17 protein-coding genes are annotated in these 23,269 nt (G+C 35.2%); 8 read left to right on the forward strand and 9 right to left on the reverse strand.

Annotated features, from left to right (window positions below; translation table 11 throughout):
* Positions 1-26: 26 nt before the first annotated feature.
* Positions 27-1,367, reverse strand: coding sequence for an FAD-dependent oxidoreductase (locus tag FLA105534_RS09665; RefSeq protein WP_173965922.1), 1,341 nt, complete (start codon positions 1,365-1,367; stop codon positions 27-29).
* Positions 1,368-1,586: 219 nt separating this feature from the next.
* On the opposite strand from FLA105534_RS09665, the gene FLA105534_RS09670 reads away from it, so the two are divergent.
* The 6 genes from FLA105534_RS09670 (at position 1,587) to FLA105534_RS09695 (ending at position 7,729) form a co-directional block, all read left to right on the forward strand.
* Entirely contained in the window at positions 1,587-2,180 is a 594-nt protein-coding gene (locus FLA105534_RS09670; protein WP_173965923.1) for a GNAT family N-acetyltransferase, read from the forward strand.
* A 64-nt stretch (positions 2,181-2,244) separates the two neighbouring features.
* Positions 2,245-2,802, forward strand: coding sequence for an HD domain-containing protein (locus FLA105534_RS09675; protein WP_173965924.1), 558 nt, complete (start codon positions 2,245-2,247; stop codon positions 2,800-2,802).
* Positions 2,803-2,831: 29 nt separating this feature from the next.
* Complete coding sequence (locus tag FLA105534_RS09680; protein WP_173965925.1) at positions 2,832-3,638, forward strand: helix-turn-helix domain-containing protein; 807 nt, start codon at positions 2,832-2,834, stop codon at positions 3,636-3,638.
* Between the two features lie 78 nt (positions 3,639-3,716).
* Positions 3,717-5,246, forward strand: coding sequence for a serine hydrolase (locus tag FLA105534_RS09685; RefSeq protein ID WP_173965926.1), 1,530 nt, complete (start codon positions 3,717-3,719; stop codon positions 5,244-5,246).
* 367 nt (positions 5,247-5,613) lie between these two features.
* The gene (locus FLA105534_RS09690) at positions 5,614-7,083 is read left to right on the forward strand and encodes a serine hydrolase domain-containing protein (protein WP_173965927.1); all 1,470 of its coding nucleotides are present in this window, start codon (positions 5,614-5,616) and stop codon (positions 7,081-7,083) included.
* A gap of 202 nt (positions 7,084-7,285) precedes the next feature.
* Entirely contained in the window at positions 7,286-7,729 is a 444-nt protein-coding gene (locus FLA105534_RS09695; RefSeq protein ID WP_173965928.1) for a hypothetical protein, read from the forward strand.
* A gap of 255 nt (positions 7,730-7,984) precedes the next feature.
* Here FLA105534_RS09695 and FLA105534_RS09700 read toward each other — a convergent pair whose 3' ends face one another.
* Positions 7,985-10,375, reverse strand: a complete 2,391-nt coding sequence (locus tag FLA105534_RS09700) for a penicillin acylase family protein (protein ID WP_173965929.1) — start codon at positions 10,373-10,375, stop codon at positions 7,985-7,987.
* Between the two features lie 116 nt (positions 10,376-10,491).
* Here FLA105534_RS09700 and FLA105534_RS09705 point away from each other — a divergent pair, with 116 nt between their 5' ends.
* Both FLA105534_RS09705 and FLA105534_RS09710 read left to right on the forward strand, forming a co-directional pair.
* The gene (locus FLA105534_RS09705; RefSeq protein ID WP_173965930.1) at positions 10,492-12,054 is read left to right on the forward strand and encodes a hypothetical protein; all 1,563 of its coding nucleotides are present in this window, start codon (positions 10,492-10,494) and stop codon (positions 12,052-12,054) included.
* A 173-nt stretch (positions 12,055-12,227) separates the two neighbouring features.
* On the forward strand, positions 12,228-14,039 hold the full coding sequence (locus FLA105534_RS09710; protein ID WP_173965931.1) for a hypothetical protein: 1,812 nt from the start codon (positions 12,228-12,230) through the stop codon (positions 14,037-14,039).
* A gap of 52 nt (positions 14,040-14,091) precedes the next feature.
* Here FLA105534_RS09710 and FLA105534_RS09715 read toward each other — a convergent pair whose 3' ends face one another.
* The 7 genes from FLA105534_RS09715 to FLA105534_RS09745 form a co-directional block, all read right to left on the reverse strand.
* Entirely contained in the window at positions 14,092-14,541 is a 450-nt protein-coding gene (locus FLA105534_RS09715) for a glycine zipper family protein (protein ID WP_173965932.1), read from the reverse strand.
* A 299-nt stretch (positions 14,542-14,840) separates the two neighbouring features.
* The gene (gene kynU / locus FLA105534_RS09720; protein ID WP_173965933.1) at positions 14,841-16,118 is read right to left on the reverse strand and encodes a kynureninase; all 1,278 of its coding nucleotides are present in this window, start codon (positions 16,116-16,118) and stop codon (positions 14,841-14,843) included.
* Positions 16,119-16,277: 159 nt separating this feature from the next.
* Positions 16,278-17,327 carry a tRNA preQ1(34) S-adenosylmethionine ribosyltransferase-isomerase QueA gene (gene queA, locus FLA105534_RS09725; RefSeq protein WP_173965934.1) on the reverse strand — a complete coding sequence of 350 codons (1,050 nt, stop codon included), beginning with the start codon at positions 17,325-17,327 and terminating at the stop codon, positions 16,278-16,280.
* A gap of 332 nt (positions 17,328-17,659) precedes the next feature.
* Positions 17,660-18,886, reverse strand: a complete 1,227-nt coding sequence (gene aroA, locus FLA105534_RS09730; protein WP_173965935.1) for a 3-phosphoshikimate 1-carboxyvinyltransferase — start codon at positions 18,884-18,886, stop codon at positions 17,660-17,662.
* A gap of 79 nt (positions 18,887-18,965) precedes the next feature.
* Positions 18,966-19,292: a nucleotide pyrophosphohydrolase gene (locus FLA105534_RS09735; RefSeq protein ID WP_012022600.1), complete on the reverse strand. Its 327-nt coding sequence runs from the start codon at positions 19,290-19,292 to the stop codon at positions 18,966-18,968.
* Between the two features lie 43 nt (positions 19,293-19,335).
* Positions 19,336-21,303 (reverse strand): DUF3857 domain-containing protein, encoded by a 1,968-nt coding sequence (locus FLA105534_RS09740; protein ID WP_246253211.1) that lies wholly within the window; start codon positions 21,301-21,303, stop codon positions 19,336-19,338.
* Positions 21,304-21,352: 49 nt separating this feature from the next.
* Positions 21,353-23,260, reverse strand: coding sequence for a DUF3857 domain-containing protein (locus tag FLA105534_RS09745; protein ID WP_173965937.1), 1,908 nt, complete (start codon positions 23,258-23,260; stop codon positions 21,353-21,355).
* Positions 23,261-23,269: the final 9 nt, after the last annotated feature.

Below are 23,269 nucleotides of genomic sequence, written 5' to 3' on the forward strand. Positions count from 1 at the left end.
CATTGATTTCTGACATTGGAATTGATCTATTTTTGTAGTAATTCGAGAATTTTATGCTCTACTTCGGGCGTGTCCCATATATTTTCGATATTGTCGATTCGCAATATTTGTTCCATAATTACATTTTGAAAATCTCCAATAGCCAGTGCCTCGCTGTAAGGTCGATCGCTAAAAGTTACACGGCTGTAAAGTGGTATCCATTTATCAGGATGTTTGTCTGAGAATGCTTTTTCAATTTTCTTTTGTAATAAGAATTTCTCATCGGCCGTTTTAGTACTCATTTCCATAAAATTGCGATAGGATAATTCGGCAATTGCATCGGCATTTGGTTTACGTGAAATCTGATATTCAGCAAAGACTTTCTTCCAGTCGTCTCCGTATTTTTCGATCATTTCATTTAAAACCGTAATATCTTCAAAACCTGCATTCATACCTTGTCCATAAAAAGGAACAATAGCATGACAGGCATCTCCTATCAAAGCAATTTTATCTTCGTATGTCCACGGAAAACATTTCATAGTTACCAAGGTACTTGTTGGATTCTTAAAGAAATCATTTGCCAGTTCGGGAATTACTTCGATCGAATCCGGGAAGTTTTTCGTGAAGAAATCCTCCACCATTTTACGATCTGTAAGCGAAGCAAATGAATTTTTACCCTCAAAAGGCATAAACAAAGTACAGGTAAAACTTCCATCCAAATTAGGAAGTGCAATTAACATGTATTCTCCACGTGGCCAGATATGGAAAGAATTTTTATCTAATTTATGTGATGCATCAGCATTTGCAGGAATATTCAATTCTTTGTAACCCATATTCAAAAATTCCTGTGAATAATTGAACATGCTCTGACGCTGCATTCTGTGTCTGATTCTCGAAAAAGCACCATCGGCACCAAAAACCATATCGTATTTTTTCTCTTCCCATTCTCCTCTTTCGGTTTCCCCTATGTGCAAAGTAGCATCATTTAAAGTTACGTCCCAGATTTTTTGTTCAAAAAGAAATTCTGCTCCCGCTTCTTCCGCAAGGTCAATCATTTTGCGATTGAGCGTTCCTCTGGAAATGGAATAAATCGATTCACCTTCCTGTCCATAATTCTGAAAATTGAGTTTATCGACTAAATGAATGGCTCGTTTGTCCATCGGAATAGCGATTTCCCGCACAGCATCTCCTACACCAACACCAGCGAGTGCTTTCCATCCCCGGTTGGACATTGCCAGATTAATAGAGCGACCCGAAAAATTAATTTTGCGAATATCAGGACTACGATCATAAACATGAACGGTGTGACCTGCTTTTTTAAGATAAATTGCCAATAGCGATCCTACTAATCCGGAACCGACAACAGCAATTTTTAGTGAAGTTTGCATCAAGGAAAATCTAAATATAAGATCGTAAAAATAAGTAATAATTGTACATAAGCTTTAAAATAAACAAATTATTTACTGTAACGACTCACAACGGTTTCGATTTTTGTCAGGATTCGGAGTTGCTTTAAAAATATAACAAAATGTTATTTTATTCAGTTTATCTAGAAAAATTAAACTCTTACTTTCGTATTCCGTTTTACCTTAATATATATCAAAATCATGGACAGCAAAATTCTACAATCAGAAATTATTCTGGAAAACGAAAAAGTAGTATTAATTCCGTTTGAAAACCAAAGAAACAGTGAACTCAAAGAAATCACTTTTGACGATGCTATCTGGAAATACATGGGTATGTACGTTCGGGATGAAAAAGATTTTGAAAGCTACATTCAAAATACCTTAGAGCAAAAAGCCGCCGGAATTTGTTATCCTTTTTTAATTGTTGATAAAGCGTCCAACAAGGTTGCCGGAAGTACAAGATACGGCTACCTTAATCATGCCAGTCAAAAATGTGAAATTGGCTGGACCTGGTACGGGAAACAATTTCAGGGAACAGGTTTAAACAAAGCCTGTAAGTTTGAGTTGCTCAATTTTGGATTTGAAAACATCCAATTCCGAAGGATCCAGTTCAGTGCCGATCTCGAAAACAAAAAATCGCAACGGGCAATTGAAAAATTAGGTGCCACGAAAGAAGGTGTTTTCAGGAACAATTATATCGATTCGGAAGGAAAGAGCAAAGATGATGTGTATTACAGTATTATTTCCGAGGAATGGGAAGCTGTTAAAACGGAATATTTTCCTGAATTTATATAGGAAAACCGCCTCAACTATTGTGATAGAAAAATGGTATTTTAGCTTATTCTAAAATACTTCTTCTATGACTGAATTGCAGACCATATATCAAAGAACCATAAAATTTGCCGCAAAAAAACATGCCGACCAAAATCAGGTAATTCCCGGAACTAACTTACCTTATGTTGTTCATTTAAGCAATGTAACAATGGAAATTCTATTGGCTTCGCAAAACACAGCGTCATTTAATACTGCATTTGCAATTCAAATTGCATTACTACACGATATTCTTGAAGATACCCAAACTACATTTGGAGAACTTACAGCGGAATTTGATGAAGAAATTGCTCAGGCTGTTCTGGCCTTAACAAAGAATTCTAAAATCCCTAAAGAAGAAAGAATGGCCGATAGTCTAACCCGAATTAAAGAGTCATCAAAAGAGGTATGGGCTGTGAAATTAGCTGATCGAATAACTAATTTACAGGTTCCACCAAAAAACTGGAGTGTGGAAAAGATAAAAGAATATCAGCAACAAGCTATACAAATCCTAAACACGTTAAAAGGCGGCAACGCTTACTTAGAAAAAAGACTCTCAGAACGAATTCAAAATTATTTAACGTATTGTACCGTTGAAGAATTATAGGCAACAACTCATCAAAACATAATCTCAAAATGAATCTATATTCAGAACATTATGTAAGCGAAAAAAGCGAGCGGTTTGTTAATAAAATTTGGTGTCTGGACAATGGCAATGGCGAAACCATAATTGAAAACAAACTCGTTTTACCCAACGGCTGTTTTAATCTTGCTATTGTCAGCGGGACCTCGATAGAAGTTCACACGAGTAAGCAAAAATATGAGATGAATGAAGGATTCTACTTTTGTTCGCAAATGACGAATAAGGTTTTGGTTAATATCAGACCTAAAACCAAAGTTACCATCATTCAGTTACAACCCTGGACGCTTTCAATGTTTCCTCAATATGATTTGAGAAATTTTAGCGATTCTATTATCAAAATCAATCCGATCGAACTGCCTTTTTCCGCTAAAACAGCTTATAACTTAAGCAATGACATTTCGGTATTGCTGACGATACTAAATGCCTATTTCGAGGAATTAAGTTTTACAAACCCTGACAAGAATACCATCGAAAGAATCTGTGAGATCATTAAACTTCGCAATGAGGAAATTTCGGTTTCAGAAATTGGAGAAGAATTAAAAGTCTCTCAGCGTTTGTTGCAGATTAAATTTAAAACAGCAACCGGACTTACCATTAAAAAATACATCCAGATTCTGAAATTCAGAAAATCGATCGACCAAATGGTCAATTCTGATTTAGAAAAACTCAGTCTGACTGAGGTTGCACTTTACAACAAGTATTTTGATCAGTCGCATTTTATAAAACAATTTAAAGGGGTTATGAAAACGACTCCCAAAACGTTCAACTCTAGTTTATATTTTCTTTCTAAAAAAAGATAGGATTTCGCATTTGTACAATTTTTAGATTTTAGATTGCAGTACTATTGCACCATCATCAATCAACCAAACCAATATAAAATGAAAACCAATCCATCTATTTTTCAATTAAAAGTTTTTTTAATTGCAATGTTCCTTTTCCAGTTCCAAACCGGATTTTCTCAGGAAAAAAAAGGTTCCGAATTGTACCAAACGATTATGTCAAGAGACAGTCTTCTTTTTAATGTCGGTTTTAATACCTGCGACATCAGCCAGTTTGAAAATCTTTATACTGACGACTTTGAATTTTATCATGATAGAGATGGTCCTTCTGACAAGGCCACCTTTTTAGTCAACCTCAAAAAAGGTTTGTGCCGTTCTGTTGAAACGTACAAAGCAAGAAGATATCTGGTTCCGGGCAGTACCGAAGTTTATCCACTTTATAATAAAGGCGTATTGTATGGTGCGGTCCAAATGGGAATCCACCAATTTTATGAAAAATCAATAGGGAAAAACGAATCTTTTGCAGATGCCAAAGAAAAATTTGGCAGCACCGCGCGATTTACACACGTCTGGCTTTTAGCAAATGGCGTTTGGAAACTCAAAAGATCATTTAGTTACGATCACCAATATGTCAGTACTGCGGGTACCAAATCAGATATCTTTGACAACGATGCCGAAATTAAAAAATGGCTGGTACAAAACAATATTCCGGCACTAGGAATTGGTCTGATCAACGATGGAAAATTACAGGAAGTAAAAGTATTTGGCGAACTCAAAAAAGGAGTTGCGGCACCTTATAATTCGATTTGGAACGTGGCTTCTTTAACCAAGCCTGTTACTGCAATGGTTACTTTAAAATTAGTGAGTGCCGGAAAATGGGATCTCGACGAGCCTCTTTACAAATATTGGACAGATCCGGATATTGCAAATGATCCTAATACTAAATTGCTAACGACCCGAATTATCTTAAGTCATCAAACCGGTTTTCCTAACTGGAGGTTCATGAACAAATCGGGCAAACTGGATTTTAAATTTAAACCCGGAACAAAATACCAATACTCAGGAGAGGGTTTAGAGTATTTGAGAAGGGCCTTAGAGAAGAAATTTCATAAAACACTGGATCAGTTAGCCGGTGAACTGGTGTTTAAACCTCTAAAAATGAACGATACTCAGTTGGTCTGGAACGATAAAATTGATTTGTCGAGATATGCCATTGGTTACGACAATAAAGGGAATGCTTATGAACCTACTAAAAACAAAACCGCAAATGCCGCTGATGATTTACTGACGACTATTGAAGATTACGGAACATTCTTATGCAGCGTCATGAACAGCGATGGGTTGAGCAAAAAGGTTTTCGAAGACATGACTTCTCATCAGGTTCAAACCAAAAAAAATAAGTACTTCGGACTGGGTTTTGAAATTTATGATTTAGGAGATAACGATTATGCTTTATCGCATGGCGGAGCTGATCAGGGTGTTCAAACCATTTTCTTATTACTTCCAAAAACCAAACAAGGTCTGATTATTTTCACCAATGTTGATGATGGTTATAAGGTTTATGAAAAGATTGTAACGCATTATTTTGGTGAAAAGGGTCAGAAAATAATTGATATAGAAACGAAATAAATCTATGCTAAAGTTATTTATCCTTATTGTGCAATTTTTAGGTGAAGTGCTATTCGCTTAAACCAACTTAGCTATTTTAGAGATACAGATCGCAGAGGAGGAATTCATCCTCATCGAGGAACAAAAAATAAAGATTGAAAGGTAAAGAAAATTGTTAGTTATGAGCATAGCCTGTAAATAGTAGCATTGCGTCTATGCTCTACCGCTAGTGTGTTAAAAAAAAGATAAAAAAAGGATTGATTCTGAAACTTAATTAAAAATGAGTCGTCTAAATAAAGACGACAACATAATCCTGAACAGATTACGGAGTTTCAATCATCAAATCAAAAATCAATCACTGGTTCACTAACCTTAATCATCAATCAATATGAAGCAACCAATCAAACTAGTTGTTCTTAGCGTTCTTTTCCTTTTTTTCGCTATAAACATCTCTTCCGCACAGGACAAAGCAAAACAAATTGACCAACTTTTAAGTACGTACAATCAATACGGACAATTTAATGGTTCGGCACTGGTTACCGAAAATGGAAAAGTCATTTTTAAGAAAGGATACGGTTCTGCCAATATGGAATGGAATATTCCGAACGAGCCTAATACCAAATTCAGATTGGGCTCCATCACCAAACAATTTACCGCATTTTTAATCTTAAAATTAGCCGAAGAAAGTAAAGTAAAACTGGATGTTCCTATCACTACTTACTTACCGGATTACCCTAAAGAAACCGGCGATAAAATAACGCTTCATCATTTGCTTACACATACGTCGGGAATTCCAAATTACACTTCTTTACCTGATTTTTTCAAAGATAAAAGCCGAAATCCTTATACACCTGAAGAGTTTGTCAAAACGTTCTCTAATTTACCGCTTGATTTTACTCCGGGTGAAAGATTCAGCTATAGTAATTCCGGATATTTCCTTTTAGGATATATTATCGAAAAAGTTACCGGAAAAACATACGAGCACTATTTGCAAGAGACCATCTTTACGCCATTGAAGATGGTCAATTCCGGCTATGATCGCCCCGAAGTCCTCTTGGAAAACAGAGCTGCCGGTTATGAGAAAAACGCCAAAAAAATTAGTAATGCTTCCTATATCGATATGAGTATACCTTACGCAGCAGGTTCTTTATATTCTACGGTGGAGGATTTGTACCTATGGGATCAGGCGCTTTATGCCAATAAAATACTTTCTGCGGCATCAACAGAATTATTATTCAAACCTTACATCAGTACAAGAAAAAATGAGTCTTACGGCTATGGATGGGTTGTCAGCGAAAAAAACAAAGGAAAAGATGCCGCCCAATTAAAAATTGTTGAACATGGTGGTGGAATCAATGGGTTTAACACCAATATCGTTCGTATTGTAACGGATAAAAATCTAATTGTTTTACTCAACAACACTGGCGGAACTGTTTTGGAAGAAATGAGCAATGCGATCAGAGCCATTTTGTACAAACAATCATTCAACCAGCCGAAAAAATCTTTGGCGTTTGAGCTTTTGGATGTTTTTACAGAACAAGGGGTTACAAGCGGAACGGTTGCCTATGCCAAATTAAAAAACGATCCTACTTACGCTATCAAGGAAAACGACATGAATGACGTGGGCTATCAACTTTTACAAAAAAGAAAAATTAAAGAGGCGATCGAGATTTTTAAAATAAATGCCGCTTCTTTTCCAAAATCCGGAAACGCGTATGATAGTTTAGGAGAAGCCTATTTGGCTGATGGAGATAAAAAACTTGCGTTTGAAAATTATTCCAAATCAGTTGAACTGGATCCGACAAATGAAAATGGAAAAAAGGTATTGGAAGAAATTTCAAAAGACAAAACGAAATAACTTTCATTCGACTTCTTTAAAAAAATCCTCTAAAACTGATTCTCAATCAGTTTTAGAGGATTCTTTTTGTTACAATTTCTAACAGTAGGATTCGATAATTTAGCATTAAAAAAACTATTTTAGCACTGCCCAAAAAAACAAAATTAAAACCTCAAATCAACCTGATTTACAACAAAATTGTTGTAAGCTGCTTACTTAACCTATGAAAAATTTAAAGACACAAACTCTTTTAATGTTAGTACTATGCCTGTTTATTCCACTTATCGGTAATTCTCAAACCGCTGGCAAAACAGTCCCAATGCCTTCTCAGCAAAACAAAATAATAATTGATAAAATTGTGGAAGCTGCAAATTACAAAACCTATGTTACCGATTTTTGCCTGGCGACCATCAGCGAAGCTGCGCTTAAAGAAAAATGGAATGATCAAAAAACAATTGAAATAACCGAGAGTATTAACTATAAAAACTTTCGTGATGCTGTTTATAATATGTTTGCTTTTTATAATGAAATAGAATTAGAAACATTATTAAAAACGTACCAAAAAGATATCGTATATCAAACTACAAATGTCATGGTCACTAACGATGCACTTGGTTACAATCTTGAAATATTTGCGAATGATATTGTTCGGGGGAAGTATAAATAGGTACTGAGGTTCTGAGATTCTAAGTTGCTAAGGTTGCAATCTTTGTAAAAGCTTAAACTTTGCAAAAAACCAACTCCAAGACACTTTTGCATTCTTTCTCATAAAAACGCAAAAGAAACTTTGTGCTCTTTGCGGTAAAACCAGTAATCCTAAAACTAAAAAAACTATTTTCCGGCAGGTATAAGTGAAATGTTGAATGTGAAAAGTGAAAAGTGGAACTTGAAACCTGAAACTTGAAACCTGAAACCAAAAGCATTACTTCGCTTTTGGTTTCAAAACTAGTTTGGTTGATGTTTTAATAATTTCCTCTTTATTCAATTTCATTTTTCTGAATTTTCCGGCATTGTACATTTCTGCCTGGTCGTCGTAATGCTTACTAAACGGATTACCCGATTGTCCGGTTGGTAAAATACTCCAGCTGTTTTCGATATCTGAGAAATCAATAATTCTTCTGGTTGATGGCCCGCCTTTTACGTGATACTTCCCTTCTTTATTAAATCCAAAAAACTGGTTGTTTATTACCTCGTTTGATCCAGGAGCTGCAAAAGGTCCTACATTAAATAGTCCACGTAATGCAGCTACTTTTCCCAAAGGATGTTCATGCTCTACTGTGTGTGCTTTCCCCCAATGCCAATCTGCTACCTTATCGCCCAATTGTTCCTGAAGCCCTGCTACAGCTTCATGAAATGATTTTGAAATAATATCACTTCTGGTTTCTTTTACATTTTTGGTTTTGATGTTATCCCACCAAACGGAGTTTTCCTTTTCAATTTGTCTTGCAATAATTTGTTTTCCCAAAGAGGTATCAAGATATAATCTAAAATTATCATCTCCCATTTCATCTTCGAAAGTATTTTTTAAATATAAATAAACCCATTTATTATAAATCGTTGGTCCAACATCTTCCAGATTATTGGTTCCTTTCCATGATTGTAAAAAGTTTATCGCTTCTTTTTCTTCTGCTGAAAGAGAACTTCTGACTAAAGCCGAAACCAGATGTTGCACTACTCCTGGTGAAACGGGTGAGGTGTTATCAAAAATCATCTTACTGATTGCGTCTTTGTCCCAATCTGATTTTGCATCCATCAAACCAGAAATTCTTTTCGCACGATCTTCCGGTAAATAATAGCCCGGATATAAAAATCCATCAATGGCTTCAGGCTGATTATTGGCTGAATACACATAACCCCACTTTGGATTCTCGGCAGAAGGGTTTTTCGAGAAATCTAAATATTCTTTAATATCATCTTTGCCGCTCGCTCCATCCAAAATAAGAAATGTATTTACTCCTTTATCGTGTTTGTAAAGTGCCCCTGTTGCCCACCATGCCACATTTCCTTTGGCATCACCATACATCACATTCAAACCAGGTGCGGCAACCAGCGAAACTGCTTTTCTAAAATCGTTTTTATTTTTAGCATGTGAAAGCCCGTAAACGGCATCTAAAATCTGAATGGGCTGCTGTGTATACACCCACGACATTGCAATAGGATTCTTTTTATCTAAATGATCCAGTACATCATTCATAATCGGCCCATGTCGGCTTGATTTAACAGTCAAAACCACATCTGAAGTATCTTTTACCTTTATCGTTTTTTTCAGAGATGTATAAGCAGCAAAACCTGTTGGTGTCTGATATTGATTGGAGTCATCACTTTTATTCTTTTCCTGATAAAAATCGATATCATCATTTTCAAACATTGTGAGTCCGTAAGCGTAATTACGGTTGTGCGCTAATAACGGATAAGGTGTTCCGGCCAGATAACAGCCGTACAACTCAAAATCCGGTGTTACTAAATGCGCCTCGTACCAGGTTCCTGGCTGCGAAAAACTAATATGGGGATCGTTTGCAAAAATTACTTTCCCGCTTTTGGTTTTAGTAGGTCCTGCCACCCAGCTATTACTTCCCACAAAAGGAGGTATCGGCGAGTTATCCAGTAATGCTGCTACCGACTTTGAAATAGCGGTATATTCTTCTATGTTTTCCTTGGAACTTCTAATTTTCGTGGTATTAAACTCGCCTTCAATCCCTAAGTCTTTCAAATATTCGACACCATACTTGTCTCGAATAAAGGTTAATAAAGGATCTGTTTTTTGAGCCATGGCGAAACTAAAAGACATGTATCCAAAAATATTGTAAACGTCTTTTATGGTGAATTTTTCTTTTTTCACGCCTACTAGTGTAAACTCAACCGGAGTTGGTCCTTCTTCCAAATATTGGTTTATTCCGTCCAGATAGGCCATCGTCATTTTATAACTCTGACTGTTCGTATCTAATTTTGAAATAGCTTTTGCAGAAGCTTCTTCGATACCAATTCCGGAGAAAAACTTATCATTTTTTAGTGCAACCGATCCAAAGATTTCCGACAATCTTCCGGGTGCAATTCTTCGAAGCAATTCCATTTGCCATAATCGTTCCTGCGCATGGACATAACCTAGTGCTGTCATGGCATCTTTTTCAGAATCGGCATAAATATGGGGAACTCCAAAATCATCAAAATACACTGTGGTTTCCTTTTGGAGATTTTTCAATTCGACTTCGCCTTCATACTTAGGCTTCAAATGAAAAATGTAAGCGCATAAACCGATTCCAAGAATAACGATCAATACCAATAGTACCAGCAGAATTTTTTTAATTTTTCTCATATTTATGAAACGTATAAGGATAAATGATTTTGAAATGATATAACTTAAATTTAAAATCGTGTAAGAAACATCGCTTTTAAAAGTCTAAATTTATGTATTTAAAATCAATCCTATAAATGTCAATCTATAAAAAAATAGCGATCGGTATCATTTCAGTCTTCTTTTTTGTGATTTTACTCAATATTGGTCTTAATATTTGGATAAAAAAACAATTACCTATTATCGTAAACGAGAAAAACACAACCGCTTATGCCATCCATTACGAAAAAATAAAAGTGTCACTCTGGTCCCGAAGCATTCATGCACAAACGTTATTAATTCATCCCAAAAGCCAACTTAAAAACAGCAAAGCAAAAAACGGAATCTACTCTAAAATCGAATCGATTACGATTCAGCATTTCAACATTTGGGATCTGGCATTCCGCGATGTTATTAAAGCCGAAAGTATCATCATCAACAAACCCCGCGTTATTCTGTACAAAAAAGGCGAAAACCTTTTAAACAACAGTAAAAATATTAAGACAGAGATTATAGAACCTTTTCAAAAGATAGTTGCGGTTTCTAATATTTATTTAAATGAAGGAAGTGTCGATGTGGTCTCTCTCACCAATAACAAACCTTTTTTTAACATCAAAAAAATCGTTTTAAAACTCGAAGGGATTTTGGTGACGGCAGCTACCTTAAAAGAAAAAATCCCGATGCATTTTAAAAAATATGTTCTCATTTGCGATAGTCTGTATTATAAACCCAATGCCTTTTATCGTATGAATGTTGGCCGGATCACTACCGAAAATCATTTTTTAAGAATAAAAAACTTTTCGTATTTACCTGAATTTAATAGAGCAGAGTTTGTTCAGAAACTAAAGAAAGAAAAGGACATTTATACGATAAAACTGGATTCTGCCGATATTGAAAAAATGGACTGGGGTTTTAAAAAAGAGCTCTTTTTCTTTAAAGCCAATTCGCTGGTTGTCCATCATGCAGAAGCCAATGTGTATCGCAACAAAACACCAAAAGATGATTTGAGCAAAAAATATCTGTACAATGCCTTGCTGCGAAAAATTAAATTCCCTTTACAGATTAATACGCTTCAGATTTTAAAATCAAAATTGGTTTACGAAGAAGAAATTAATTTTTCAAAAGGCCCCGGAATCTTAAATTTTGATCGTTTAAACTTGCAGGCTACCAATCTCAAAAGTGGTTTCGCATTGAAGAAGATGGCTGATGTAAAAATAAAAATCAATTGTTTGTTCATGAAAGCGTCTCCTTTGAATATTGACTGGAGTTTTAATGTGCTCGATGAAAAAGACAGTTTTCATATTCAGGGAACCATTTCTAATTTTGATGTTGTTTCAATGGAGCCGTTTACTAAACCTTACATCAATACTTCATTTACAGGAAAATTCAATAAATATCATTTTGATTTTTACGGAAATGACAATACTGCCAAAGGAAATGCTTCATTAGATTATGAAGATCTAAAAGTGAAATTATTCAAAAAGAAACATCCTGAGAAAGAAGCTAAGTTAAAAACAGCAGTTGCTAATTTATTACTGAAAAATAACTCCGGGGAAAAAACCAAAACCGCCGATGTTGAATTAGAACGAATTCAGGAGAAATCATTCTATAATTTTTTATGGCGAAGCATTGCAGAGTCTTTCAAGAAGATTCTCATTTAATGTGATGCGTTTTTCGTCACGCTTTGTTTTCTTTCGCCACAAATTGCACAAATTAGCCTATCAACTATTCTTAATGACAAATTTTGTAAAATAAGAAACTGCAAACCTGACAATTATCAGGTTTTTTGAGATTTTTTTTCCTAACATTTGCTTTTATTTTAATCTAAAAGCAAATGGCAAAACCATCCTTACACACTTTTCATATCCCTGTAATGGGTCTCGCATATACAATTGACAGCCCAATTCGGGTGGCGCAATTTGGTATTTCATCTGTTGTTTCTATTGCTGATGATGATTTAATTGAAAAGATGCGTAATTTTTACAGTACTAAATTTAATTTCCCATACGAAGAAATAAGCCAAAAATTTCAGGACTACAGGGCACAGCGCATCACCTCTTACCTTAATCTAGTAGATAAGATTGTAAAAGACAAATTCGAAAATTTTAAAGCTGAACTAATCGAAAGTAAAACCGCATTGGAAAACTACATTGCGATGTTGCCGAATACTTCAGACATCAAAAAAGGCTTTCAGAATTTACTCGACGACGGGATTTCTTTCAAGGAAAACATCCAAAATTACATCGAATCTCATCTTTCACCCGGTTTAATTGATGTAAACATCATGACCAAACTCGATAAAGATAATTTCGAAAAAAACGAACAGCTACCCATCGAATTTAATGATGCCCATGCTGCTTTAAGGGGTTTTGCAAATAGCAATCTTGAATCTTCGGTTGTACTTTCGGCAGGAATGAATCCGAGATTGTATAGCTATTTTGAAAATTTTTCAGATTTTTTCCCTAATAGCAAAAATGAACTTAAAAAAAGAATTATTCTAAAAGTAAGTGATTTTAGATCGGCTATGATTCAGGGAAATTTCCTGGCTAAAAAAGGCCTTTGGGTTTCTGAATACAGAATAGAATCAGGACTAAACTGCGGCGGACATGCTTTTGCAACTGATGGTCTTTTATTAGGCCCTATTCTAGAGGAATTCAAGCAAAAAAAGGATCAACTTATTCAGTCAGCACATGAGCTGATGACAAAAGTATTACAGCAAAAACAAGTTCATGTGCCTGAAAATCCATTGCCTCTAAAAATCACAGTTCAAGGCGGCGTAGGAACTGCCGAAGAACATGAATTTTTGTTACAAAATTATCAGGTAGATTCTGTAGGATGGGGATCTCCTTTTTTATTGGTTCCCGAAGCTACATCCGTAGATCAGGCAACTCGTAATTTGTTAATCGAAGCGAAGGAGAAAGATTTGTATTTAAGCCACATTTCTCCACTGGGTGTTCCGTTTAATACTTTGAAAGGCACAACAAATGAAATTCTAAAGCAAAAAAGAATCGAGCAAAATAAAGCCGGAAGTGCCTGCCCTAAAAAGTTTCTGGCACTGAGCAAAGAATATGATCCACATGGGATTTGTACAGCATCTAAAAAATTTCAGGATATTAAATTAGAAGAATTAGCGGCGAAAAAAGATACTCTTTCAGCTGAAGCTTATGAAAGAGCTAAATTTGCAATCACCGAAAAGTCCTGTTTGTGTGTTGGATTGGCCAATGCATCTTATTTAGAAAATGATATTAAAATCAAGGGGCAGCCACAGGGTGTGGTTATCTGTCCAGGACCGAATATGGCCTATTTTGATCAAGAAGTTTCCCTGTCAGATATGCTGGCACATATTTATGGAAATAAATCAATCCTGAGAACCAATAGCAGGCCTAATTTATTTGTGAAAGAATTGAAAATGTATATCGAATATTTAAAAAATGAAATCAATACTGTTTCAGGAGAAGTCACGAATGCACAATTAAAGAAATGGAATACTTTTAAAGCCAATCTCTTTGAAGGAATCGCCTATTATGAAGATTTATTTGAATCTACCTTTTATTTTCAAAATGATACAGAAAAAATTAAATATCAATTCGATTTTTACAAACTGGAACTGGCTACAATAAAAGTCCCAGTCTCTGAGTTGGTATAAAGAAACCGCCGATTTAAATTTTAAATCGGCGGTTTTATTTTGAAATCTATATTTATTCTTTTTTCTTCTTTCTGCCATCAATGATAGCTCCGGTTCCGGCGCCAACACCTGCTCCAGCCAAACCACCTATTATAGCTCCCTGACCTTTTTTCTTACTAACGATGGCTCCTGTCACTGCTCCCACTCCTGCGCCAATTACAGCACCTTTCGCAGTAGAACTCCAGCCTTTCTTTTTAGTTGCAGTTTGTGGCGCTGTAGCTGTACCATCAGCTTGTTGATGCACCACTACAACTTTTTGAGATGCTATTTTTTGAGATGCTACCTTTTGCTCTTCTTTGATCTTTGCCATTTCTGTTTTCATTGAATCAATAACTCTTTGTTTATTAATTTCAACTTTCATCGAATCAATACTAGCTTGTTTCGCTTTATTAATATCTTCTTTTCCCTGATTCTGACAAGAAATAATAGATAATGCAGCTATTAAAATACATAAGGCTTTCATGATTGTGGTTTTAAAAGTTATTACACCACAAAGTAAAGGACATCTATATGGTTGAAGTTACAAGATTTAACTCAAAGCTTATACAATTTGAAGATTTTAAGTGGTTTCCGATTTTGAGGAGACCAATTATTTTTTATAACGCTCTTAAAGAAAAATCGCCAAGATGCGAAGTTGCGAAGTTATATCTAGCCACAGATTATAAGGATTAAAATGATTTTAAAAAACTTTTGAACCTCTTTGAATATGGCGTGAATTAAAAAACCCTGCGACTTAACGTCTTGGCGAGATTATATTTTAGCTTATTTGCCTAATATTCCTTTTTTAAGTATTTGTCCAAAATCGTACATGTCTTCATACGAACAATACAATGGAACGGGTGCCAGACGAATTACATTTGGTTCACGCCAGTCTGTTATAACACCATTTTTCATCAAATAATCAAACAAACTTCTTCCTTCTCCGTGTAAAAAGACTGAAAGCTGGGAGGCTCTTTCGTCAGGATTTGAAGGCGTTATGATCTCAAAATTACCTTTTACTTCCTTGTCTATTTCATGTAAAATAAATTCTAAATAGGCGGTAATTTTGTCCCTTTTTGCAATTAAAGTATCCATTCCAACCTCAGCAAACATTTCAACGGAAGCTAAATAAGGCGCTAAAGAAAGTATCGGTAAATTACTAATTTGCCAACCGTCTGCTCCATGAACCGGATCAAAATTTGGTTCCATTTTAAAACGACGTTCCTTATTGTGTCCCCACCATCCTGCGAATCTTGGCAAGTCGGGATTATTATGGTGTTTTTCGTGTACGAAACAGCCAGAAGCATTTCCCGGTCCTGAATTCATGTATTTATAACTACACCAGGCGGCGAAATCTACATTCCAATTGTGAAGTTCCAGTTTGATATTTCCTGCAGCATGTGCTAAATCCCAACCTACTTTTGCTCCGGCTTTTTGTCCCGCAGCCGTAATTGTTTTCATATCAAAAACCTGCCCGGTATAATAATTTACCCCTCCTATTAACACCAAGGCCAATTCGTCTCCAACTTCTTCAATTTTAGCCAAGATATCTTCAAGACGAATATTGTGTTCTCCATCACGGCGTTTGATTTCTACAATCGCATCTTCTGTTTTATAACCATGAAAATGTACCTGACTCTGAAACATATACTGATCTGAAGGAAATGCTTTTTCTTCACAGATAATTTTATAACGGGTTGCCGTTGGCTGATAGAAAGAGACCATCAACAAATGAAGGTTTACAGTCAAAGTATTCATGACCGTTACTTCAGAAGGTAAAGCTCCAACAATTTTACTCAAAGGTTCAGCAAATCTTTCCTGATAATCCCACCATGGTTTTTCGGCATAAAAATGACCTTCTACCGCAAGATCTGCCCAGTCGTTCATTACTTCATCAATATAAGCTTTGGTCCGTTTTGGCTGTAATCCCAAAGAGTTTCCAGTAAAATAAATTACTCTTTTGTCATTAACTTTTGGGAATATAAATTGGTCCTGATAGTGATTTAAAATATCCTCTGAATCGAGTTGTTTCGCGAATTCGCGTGTATTTTGAAAAGTCATTGCGTTTGTTTTGAATGCTAAAATAACAAAAATTGTTTATTTTGTTTCAAGTTTCAGGTTTCAAGTTACCAACAGCACCTGAAAGTTGAAATCATTATAAAATAGAAAACCCGACAGGTTGTTAAAACCTGTCGGGTTGAATATCTCTATAGAATCTAATTATAAGATTAACATTGCATCTCCGTAAGAATAGAATTTGTATTCTTCTTTGATTGCTTCTTCGTAAGCTCTTTTCATTAAATCATGACCACAGAAAGCAGAAATCATCATTAATAATGTTGATTTTGGTGTGTGGAAATTTGTAATCATACAGTTAGCAATACTAAAATCGTGAGGAGGAAAAATAAATTTATTAGTCCAGCCTTCGTAAGGATTTAAAGTATTTTGAGATGAAACTGAACTTTCGATGGCACGCATAGAAGTTGTTCCAACAGCACAAATACGTTTTCTTCCTGCTTTTGCTGCATTTACGATATCACAAGCTTCTTGTCTGATGATTAATTCTTCAGAATCCATTTTGTGTTTCGACAAATCTTCAACCTCAACCGGATTAAAAGTTCCTAAACCAACGTGAAGTGTTACTTCTGCAAAATTTACTCCTTTAATTTCTAATTTTTTCAAAAGGTGTTTTGAGAAGTGTAAACCCGCAGTTGGTGCTGCTACAGCTCCTTCTTCTTTTGCGTAAATGGTTTGGTATCTTTCAGCATCTTCAGCAGTTACTTCTCTGTTGATGTATTTAGGAATTGGAGTTTCTCCAAGTTCTGTCAATTTATTTCTGAATTCTTCATAAGATCCATCGTATAAGAAACGTAAAGTTCTACCACGAGAAGTAGTGTTGTCGATTACCTCGGCCACTAACGAATCGTCGTCACCAAAATAAAGTTTATTACCAATTCTGATTTTACGAGCCGGATCAACCAAAACATCCCAAAGACGTTGTTCTGAATTTAATTCTCTCAATAAAAAAACTTCAATTCTTGCTCCTGTTTTTTCTTTATTTCCGTACAAACGTGCCGGGAAAACTTTAGTATTGTTAAGGATCAAAACGTCTCCGTCATCAAAATAATTGATAACATCTTTGAACATTTTGTGCTCTATAGTTTGTTTTTGACGATCGATTACCATTAAACGAGACTCATCTCTGTTTTCTGCTGGAAATTCCGCTAAAAGTTCTTTTGGTAAATTAAATTGAAAATGTGATAATTTCATATTGACATTGCTGATTTTAGAGTGTAGATTTTAGATTTTTTATCTAAAATTGTAAATCGTGTGCAAATATACGATTGTGAGATAGGCGTTGTCAAGTGTTTTGCCGTTTATTTTTAAAAGCCCTTGGTTTACTGACACTTTGAGTTGCTTAAAAATGAAAGTTTTATCTTTTTTTTAACGATATAGGAAATCACAGTCACTTTAATCCGGATTCCTTAAAAATCAACGTCTCTTTAAGCTAATTAAAGTCAAAACTAAATGCACAAAAAAACCTCCAGTTTCAACTGGAGGCTATTCAATATATGTTTAACCATAAAATGAACTTCTATTTTTTATAGGGTTTGGACAATTTCAAAGTCTAATGCTTTCAAATCATTCCAGAAATCAGGATATGATTTTGAAACTACTTCGGCATCCTCAATAATAATTGGCACTTTCAAAGCCAATGGAGCAAATGCCATTGCCATACGGTGGTCATTATATGTTGCAATTTTCACATTGTGCTTAATGTTTTCTGATGCCGTCAAAGTCAAACTATCATTCGTTACTGAAATCGTAGCACCTAATTTTGTAAGTTCTATTCGCAACGCTTCCAAACGGTCAGTTTCTTTAATCTTCAAGGTATGAAGACCTGTCAAATGACAGCCTATTCCCAAACCTAAACAGGTTACTACGATGGTTTGTGCAATATCGGGAGTATTGTTTAATTCAAAATTTACGGTTTCAAATTTAAAATTCTCTTGTTTTATCAGCGTCATTTTATTATCCTGAAAAGTAGTTTTCACTCCTAATTTTTCATAAAGCGACACTAATTCCGAATCACCCTGCAAACTATTTTCTTTATAACTGCTCAACGTTATTGAAGCAGTATCAGCCAAAGCTACCAAACTAAAGAAGTATGAAGCCGAACTCCAGTCCGATTCCACTACCATTTCTTTAGAAGCTACCTCAGCTTTTGGGTATACTTTAATCACATTTCCTTCAAAACTCGTTTGGATATCTAAATCGTTTAGCAAAGCCAAAGTCATTTTGATATAAGGAATCGAAGTGATTTCGCCTTCTAAAGTCAGTTCCAGACCATTCTCCAGTTTTGATGCCACTAATAAAAGTGCCGAAATATACTGACTGCTTACATTGGCTGCCAGAGTTACTTTTGAAGCGGTTACTTTTTTCCCTTTGATCCGAATTGGCGGATAGCCTTCTTCTTTTTCATAAGAGATTTCAACTCCTAATTGTTCCAAAGCTTCTACCAGGATCTTTATCGGACGCTCCTGCATTCTGCTGGAACCCGTCATCACTACTTCTCTTCCTTCATTTACTGCAAAATAGGCAGTTAAAAAACGCATGGCCGTTCCAGCATGGTGAATGTCTATAATTTCATCATGGCCGATTAGCGCTTTTTGCATTACCTCACTATCATCAGAGTTTGAAGTATTAGCCAAAGTAATATTCGGAAACAATGCTTTTAACAACAATAACCGGTTGGTTTCGCTTTTTGATCCTGTTACTGCAATTTGTCCTTGTAAATTATGTTGAGTTGTTTGGAGTAGTAAATTCATTATAGGTAATTAAATTATGCGTTTTTGCAAATTTATTTTAAATAAAGGACACTCCAAAGCTTTACAGTGACTTATCACATTATTTTAATTTATCGTTGTTTTTATGACGATCCTTATCACGAACTGATTTTAAATCCATCTTTTTATCAAAAGCGGCTTGTAAATCTATTCCGGTTTGATTGGCCAGACAAAGCACTACAAAAACAACATCGGCCAATTCTTCGCCCAGATCTTTATTCTTATCGCTTTCTTTCTCGGATTGTTCCCCGTACCTACGGGCAATAATTCGGGCAACCTCACCTACTTCTTCAGTAAGCTGCGCCATATTGGTTAGTTCATTAAAATAACGAACACCATGTTCTTTAATCCAGGTATCTACGTCTAGTTGTGCATTTTTCAAATCCATAGTTATATTTTTCAACAAAAATAATTCTAATCTTTTAATACCACTAGATTCTTTTTAAAACAATTTTCTCTGTTTCTTTCGCGATCATACCTTTATAATATTCTTTTAGCATTTCGTATTGTTCTGTTGTAACGATCGCTGCATTGATTTGATGCTGAATAGTGATTTGTAAAAGGTTATCGTTTGCAGCAATATTAAACTTAAAGCTACCTAAGTCATCCTGCATATTAATAACAGCTGGTGCCGGCAATGTTTCTGCTGTAAATCCTTCAGGAATTTGAAGTGTAATATTGTATTTATCCATAAATGGAAACCCAAAATCTACCGGATATTCTCTCACTTCCTGTTTAAATGGATTTTCGTTATTTGCAAAAAACAACATTGGGCTCACATATATTTTTCCACCTATTACTTCACATAAATTGTTTCCTGTAAAAGAATACGTTTCAACAATAGGCAATAAAATATTCTTTTCATTTGTTTTGGAATACTCGCTGATTTCAATCTTGTTGTTTAGATTCTCCAGTTTTTCTAAATATTCCTCTTCTTTAAGCCCCGAAATATTAGCTCTTGTAATCATCGCATTGTAATCTGTACATTGTCTTCTGGTTTTTCCTGTGACCTTACCTTCCGGATCAATAGTATAATTCATAAAAACAATATCATTTGATGCTTTCTTAGGCATCAAATCTACTTCTTCAGAACTTCCGTCTTTTCGAATCAATCGGCCATACCAGTTTAAAGCTCTTAGTGGTAAAACACCAGGAGTCGAAAACTTATCAGAGGCATCTAATAAAACATTTCCATTTGGAGTTTCCACTGCTGCAATTACATAGTTAAAAGCAGTTCTGTTTGGAAAAAGTGAAATCCCGTTAGAACGTGTACTAACTAATACCGGATTTGCGGTTAATCCGGAATAACGCAACATCGCTGTGAGCATTAAGTTGATATCGGCAATATTTCCTGATTTTTCTTTATAGGCTTTCTTAACACCACTGTCACAACTATAGCCTCCATAATCATTCCACTTCACATTAGTTTTTACATAATCTAAAATTGCAAGTATTTTTTCGTCAGGTGTATTTTTCCCAACTAATACTCCTTTTAGATCTTCCTCAAAATATCCCGTTTTATTTAACTCAGGACCAAAATCATCATATTCGTAAATGGTTTTGACAACAGAATTCCAATCTGTCGAATACATTTTTAATTGTGCATTTAAATGTTTTGTCATTGATAATTCATGCTGAATGCTCGATACATAATTATCAATATTATTCACAAAAGCTTCCTCTTTCATAGCCGGAAAATCTTTCGCTACATAAGTTGTTCTTGTTTCAGTATAATTAATTTTATCTGTAGAAAATACTGTCGTACTGTTCATCCCTTCACTTCTTTCTTTACTTCTGAGAGTAATCGTCTTTAAAGCTTTTTCTACTGTTAGTTTAGGAAAGATATATCCTTTTTGCCTTGAATTAAATACATAATACTCCGGAATATAGGTGGTAAACTCGGAATAATTCACAGGAATACTGGTTTGAAATTCCCACTCCCTAATAAGTCGATCGCTAGGACATCTTAAAACATACCGAAATTCAATAACAGAACCTTCTTTAACATTAGGCATTGTAATCTTTTTTTGTGACCTGTTTTTATTGACCGCTTCATCAAACACTCCATCGCTCTTCAGTTTTGTCTTTTCGATTTTCCCTCCAACCAAATTGTAAGTAACAGCATCACTAAATGTTACCTTTTCTTTAAAGCCACTCTCATTACGGTACCATACTTTTTGATTTGCCCAGTCGTATCCTTCCTTTTTATAAATTTTAATTCTGGTTTCAACTTCTGTTACCACAACAAAACCTTCGGTCTCGTCGTATTCAATTCTGGCTATACCTTTTCTATACAGTATAGCAGCAGCCGCTGATGAATCCTTAGGATGCACTTTCTCTTCCAATTCAGCAACAGACACCTTTCCTGGCTTAAATTCTTGTGCTGTTACTTTGAACATACAAAGCAACACAATTAAAAAACTTAAAAATTTAATAAACTTCATTTGGTTAGTTCTTGGTTAATATAATTTTGGCGTTATCATTTTTTGACACCTGCTCCATAAAAAGGCGGTAGTCATCGTATTCTTTATTGGAGTATTTTCCTTTATTCAAAAACAGTGAACGTTTGTACAGCAGTTTATTGTTTTCTTTTTTAATGATTTCGGTTTTATATGCTCCGAACTTCCCTTTTAATTCGAAATTTGAAGGTAAAAATTCGATTGCAAAACCAGCCGGAAGATTAACTTCAATCTCATCAGTGTCTAAATATCCGCGTTGAATTTGAAATGGATTTTTTCTGTTTCGGATTCTTTTTACATTAGCAGAACTCTGATTAAAGGCATCTACAGCAAAAATCATTTTATTCCCTGAAATCGCAGCATAATTTAAAGCACTTAGCTGAACGTCCTCGGTAAAACGAATCGCTTCTTTGTTATTGTTCAAATTAATTTTACCCAATTTCAGATTGTTAATATTGTCCCAGTATTCTTTGTAGTGGGCTTCTTTTTCGGTCGGGGATAATTTTTCTGTTCTGGATCTTGAAGCGTATTGAGACCCTTCTGAATGTATTACAATAGCGCCTGAAAAATGCCCATTTTCATCGATTGTATAAGTCCCCTTTTCATTTTGAGTATTGCCTTCATCTGTATACACTTTTGTTCGCACAATTTCTGCTCCTTCTGGTTTAATAACTAATACATCTCTGTCATCCGTAAAAGTTCCCTGATACCCGAAAGGATCGTCCTGACTCGTACATTCTAACCAAGTATAATGATTTCCATTCGGAATCGACAAAATCATGTGATTTCCCTGCATTGAAACGAAGTCAGACTCAATGTTTGTTTTATAAGTATCTCCATATAAAACGGTATTGTAAGACGGAACATCTACCGCTTGTAAAAGTGCTTTTGTGTAATTGGTTAAAGCTTTACAGTCGCCATAACCTAAGCGGTCAACATCAGTAGCCAGCATGGGCTTCCATCCGCCAATCCCGACCTGAATACTCACATATCTTGATTTTTTCTGTACAAAATCGTAAACCAGTTTTGCTTTTTTTATCGGATCCTTTTCACCCCCAACAATAGCTTTTATTTTAGCTTTGGTTTCCTCAGGTAAATCTGTTGTCCCCGAGAGTATCTTTTCAGAATACCATTTGCCAAAATCTGTCCAGTTTGTAGCGGTACCGTCAACACCTTCCAAATGAAAATATTCTAACCCCATCATGACTTTAGGAAAAAGATCTTTGTATGCCGGGCTATAATCTTCCTGTTTTTGTGCTAAAATAGTATTTGCAGTATAAGAAAGCTGAGTACTAGTGTCTGTATTTCTCTTTATACTGAAACCTGAAAATTGAATTTCTTTCTTTTTAAAACCTAAATCAGCAGGATAAACAACATTGAGAACTGTTTTTTCAATACTGGTATAAAATCCTCTTAAAGGCATCCAGCTTGGGATAAAAGCAGTTGAAGAAGTCTGAACCTCACTATTAAATTCAACTGTAAAAGGATATGAAATGGGAGTATAATCTAAAAATACAACCCGGCTATCAGAAAAAAGTGTACTTCCTCCAACAACACTCTGGTCTTTAAAATCTTTCCTTCTAATTCTTTTAATTTCTTTACCGAGAGCGTCATAAACTGTTGCTTCAATACCTTTGACCGAAGTTGATTTGTCGTAATATTCGTAAGCCTGTATAGCACTAACCCCTTTTTCGTTTAAAACGGTTACAACCCGATGATTTTTAGTATTCATGCTTCGTTGCGACAAAATCACCATTTCAGTCTCATCCAGACGAACAACTGCATTGGCATTTTCTTTAAGACTATCGGCAATTGCAGCCACAGCATATTCGCTTTTTTGAGCGGAAGAAATAAGGGTAAACAGGCAAAAAAACAACGTAAAAACCAGGCTTTTCATTTAGTAAGT

Source organism: Flavobacterium collinsii (assembly GCF_902804485.1).
Taxonomy (GTDB): domain Bacteria; phylum Bacteroidota; class Bacteroidia; order Flavobacteriales; family Flavobacteriaceae; genus Flavobacterium; species Flavobacterium collinsii.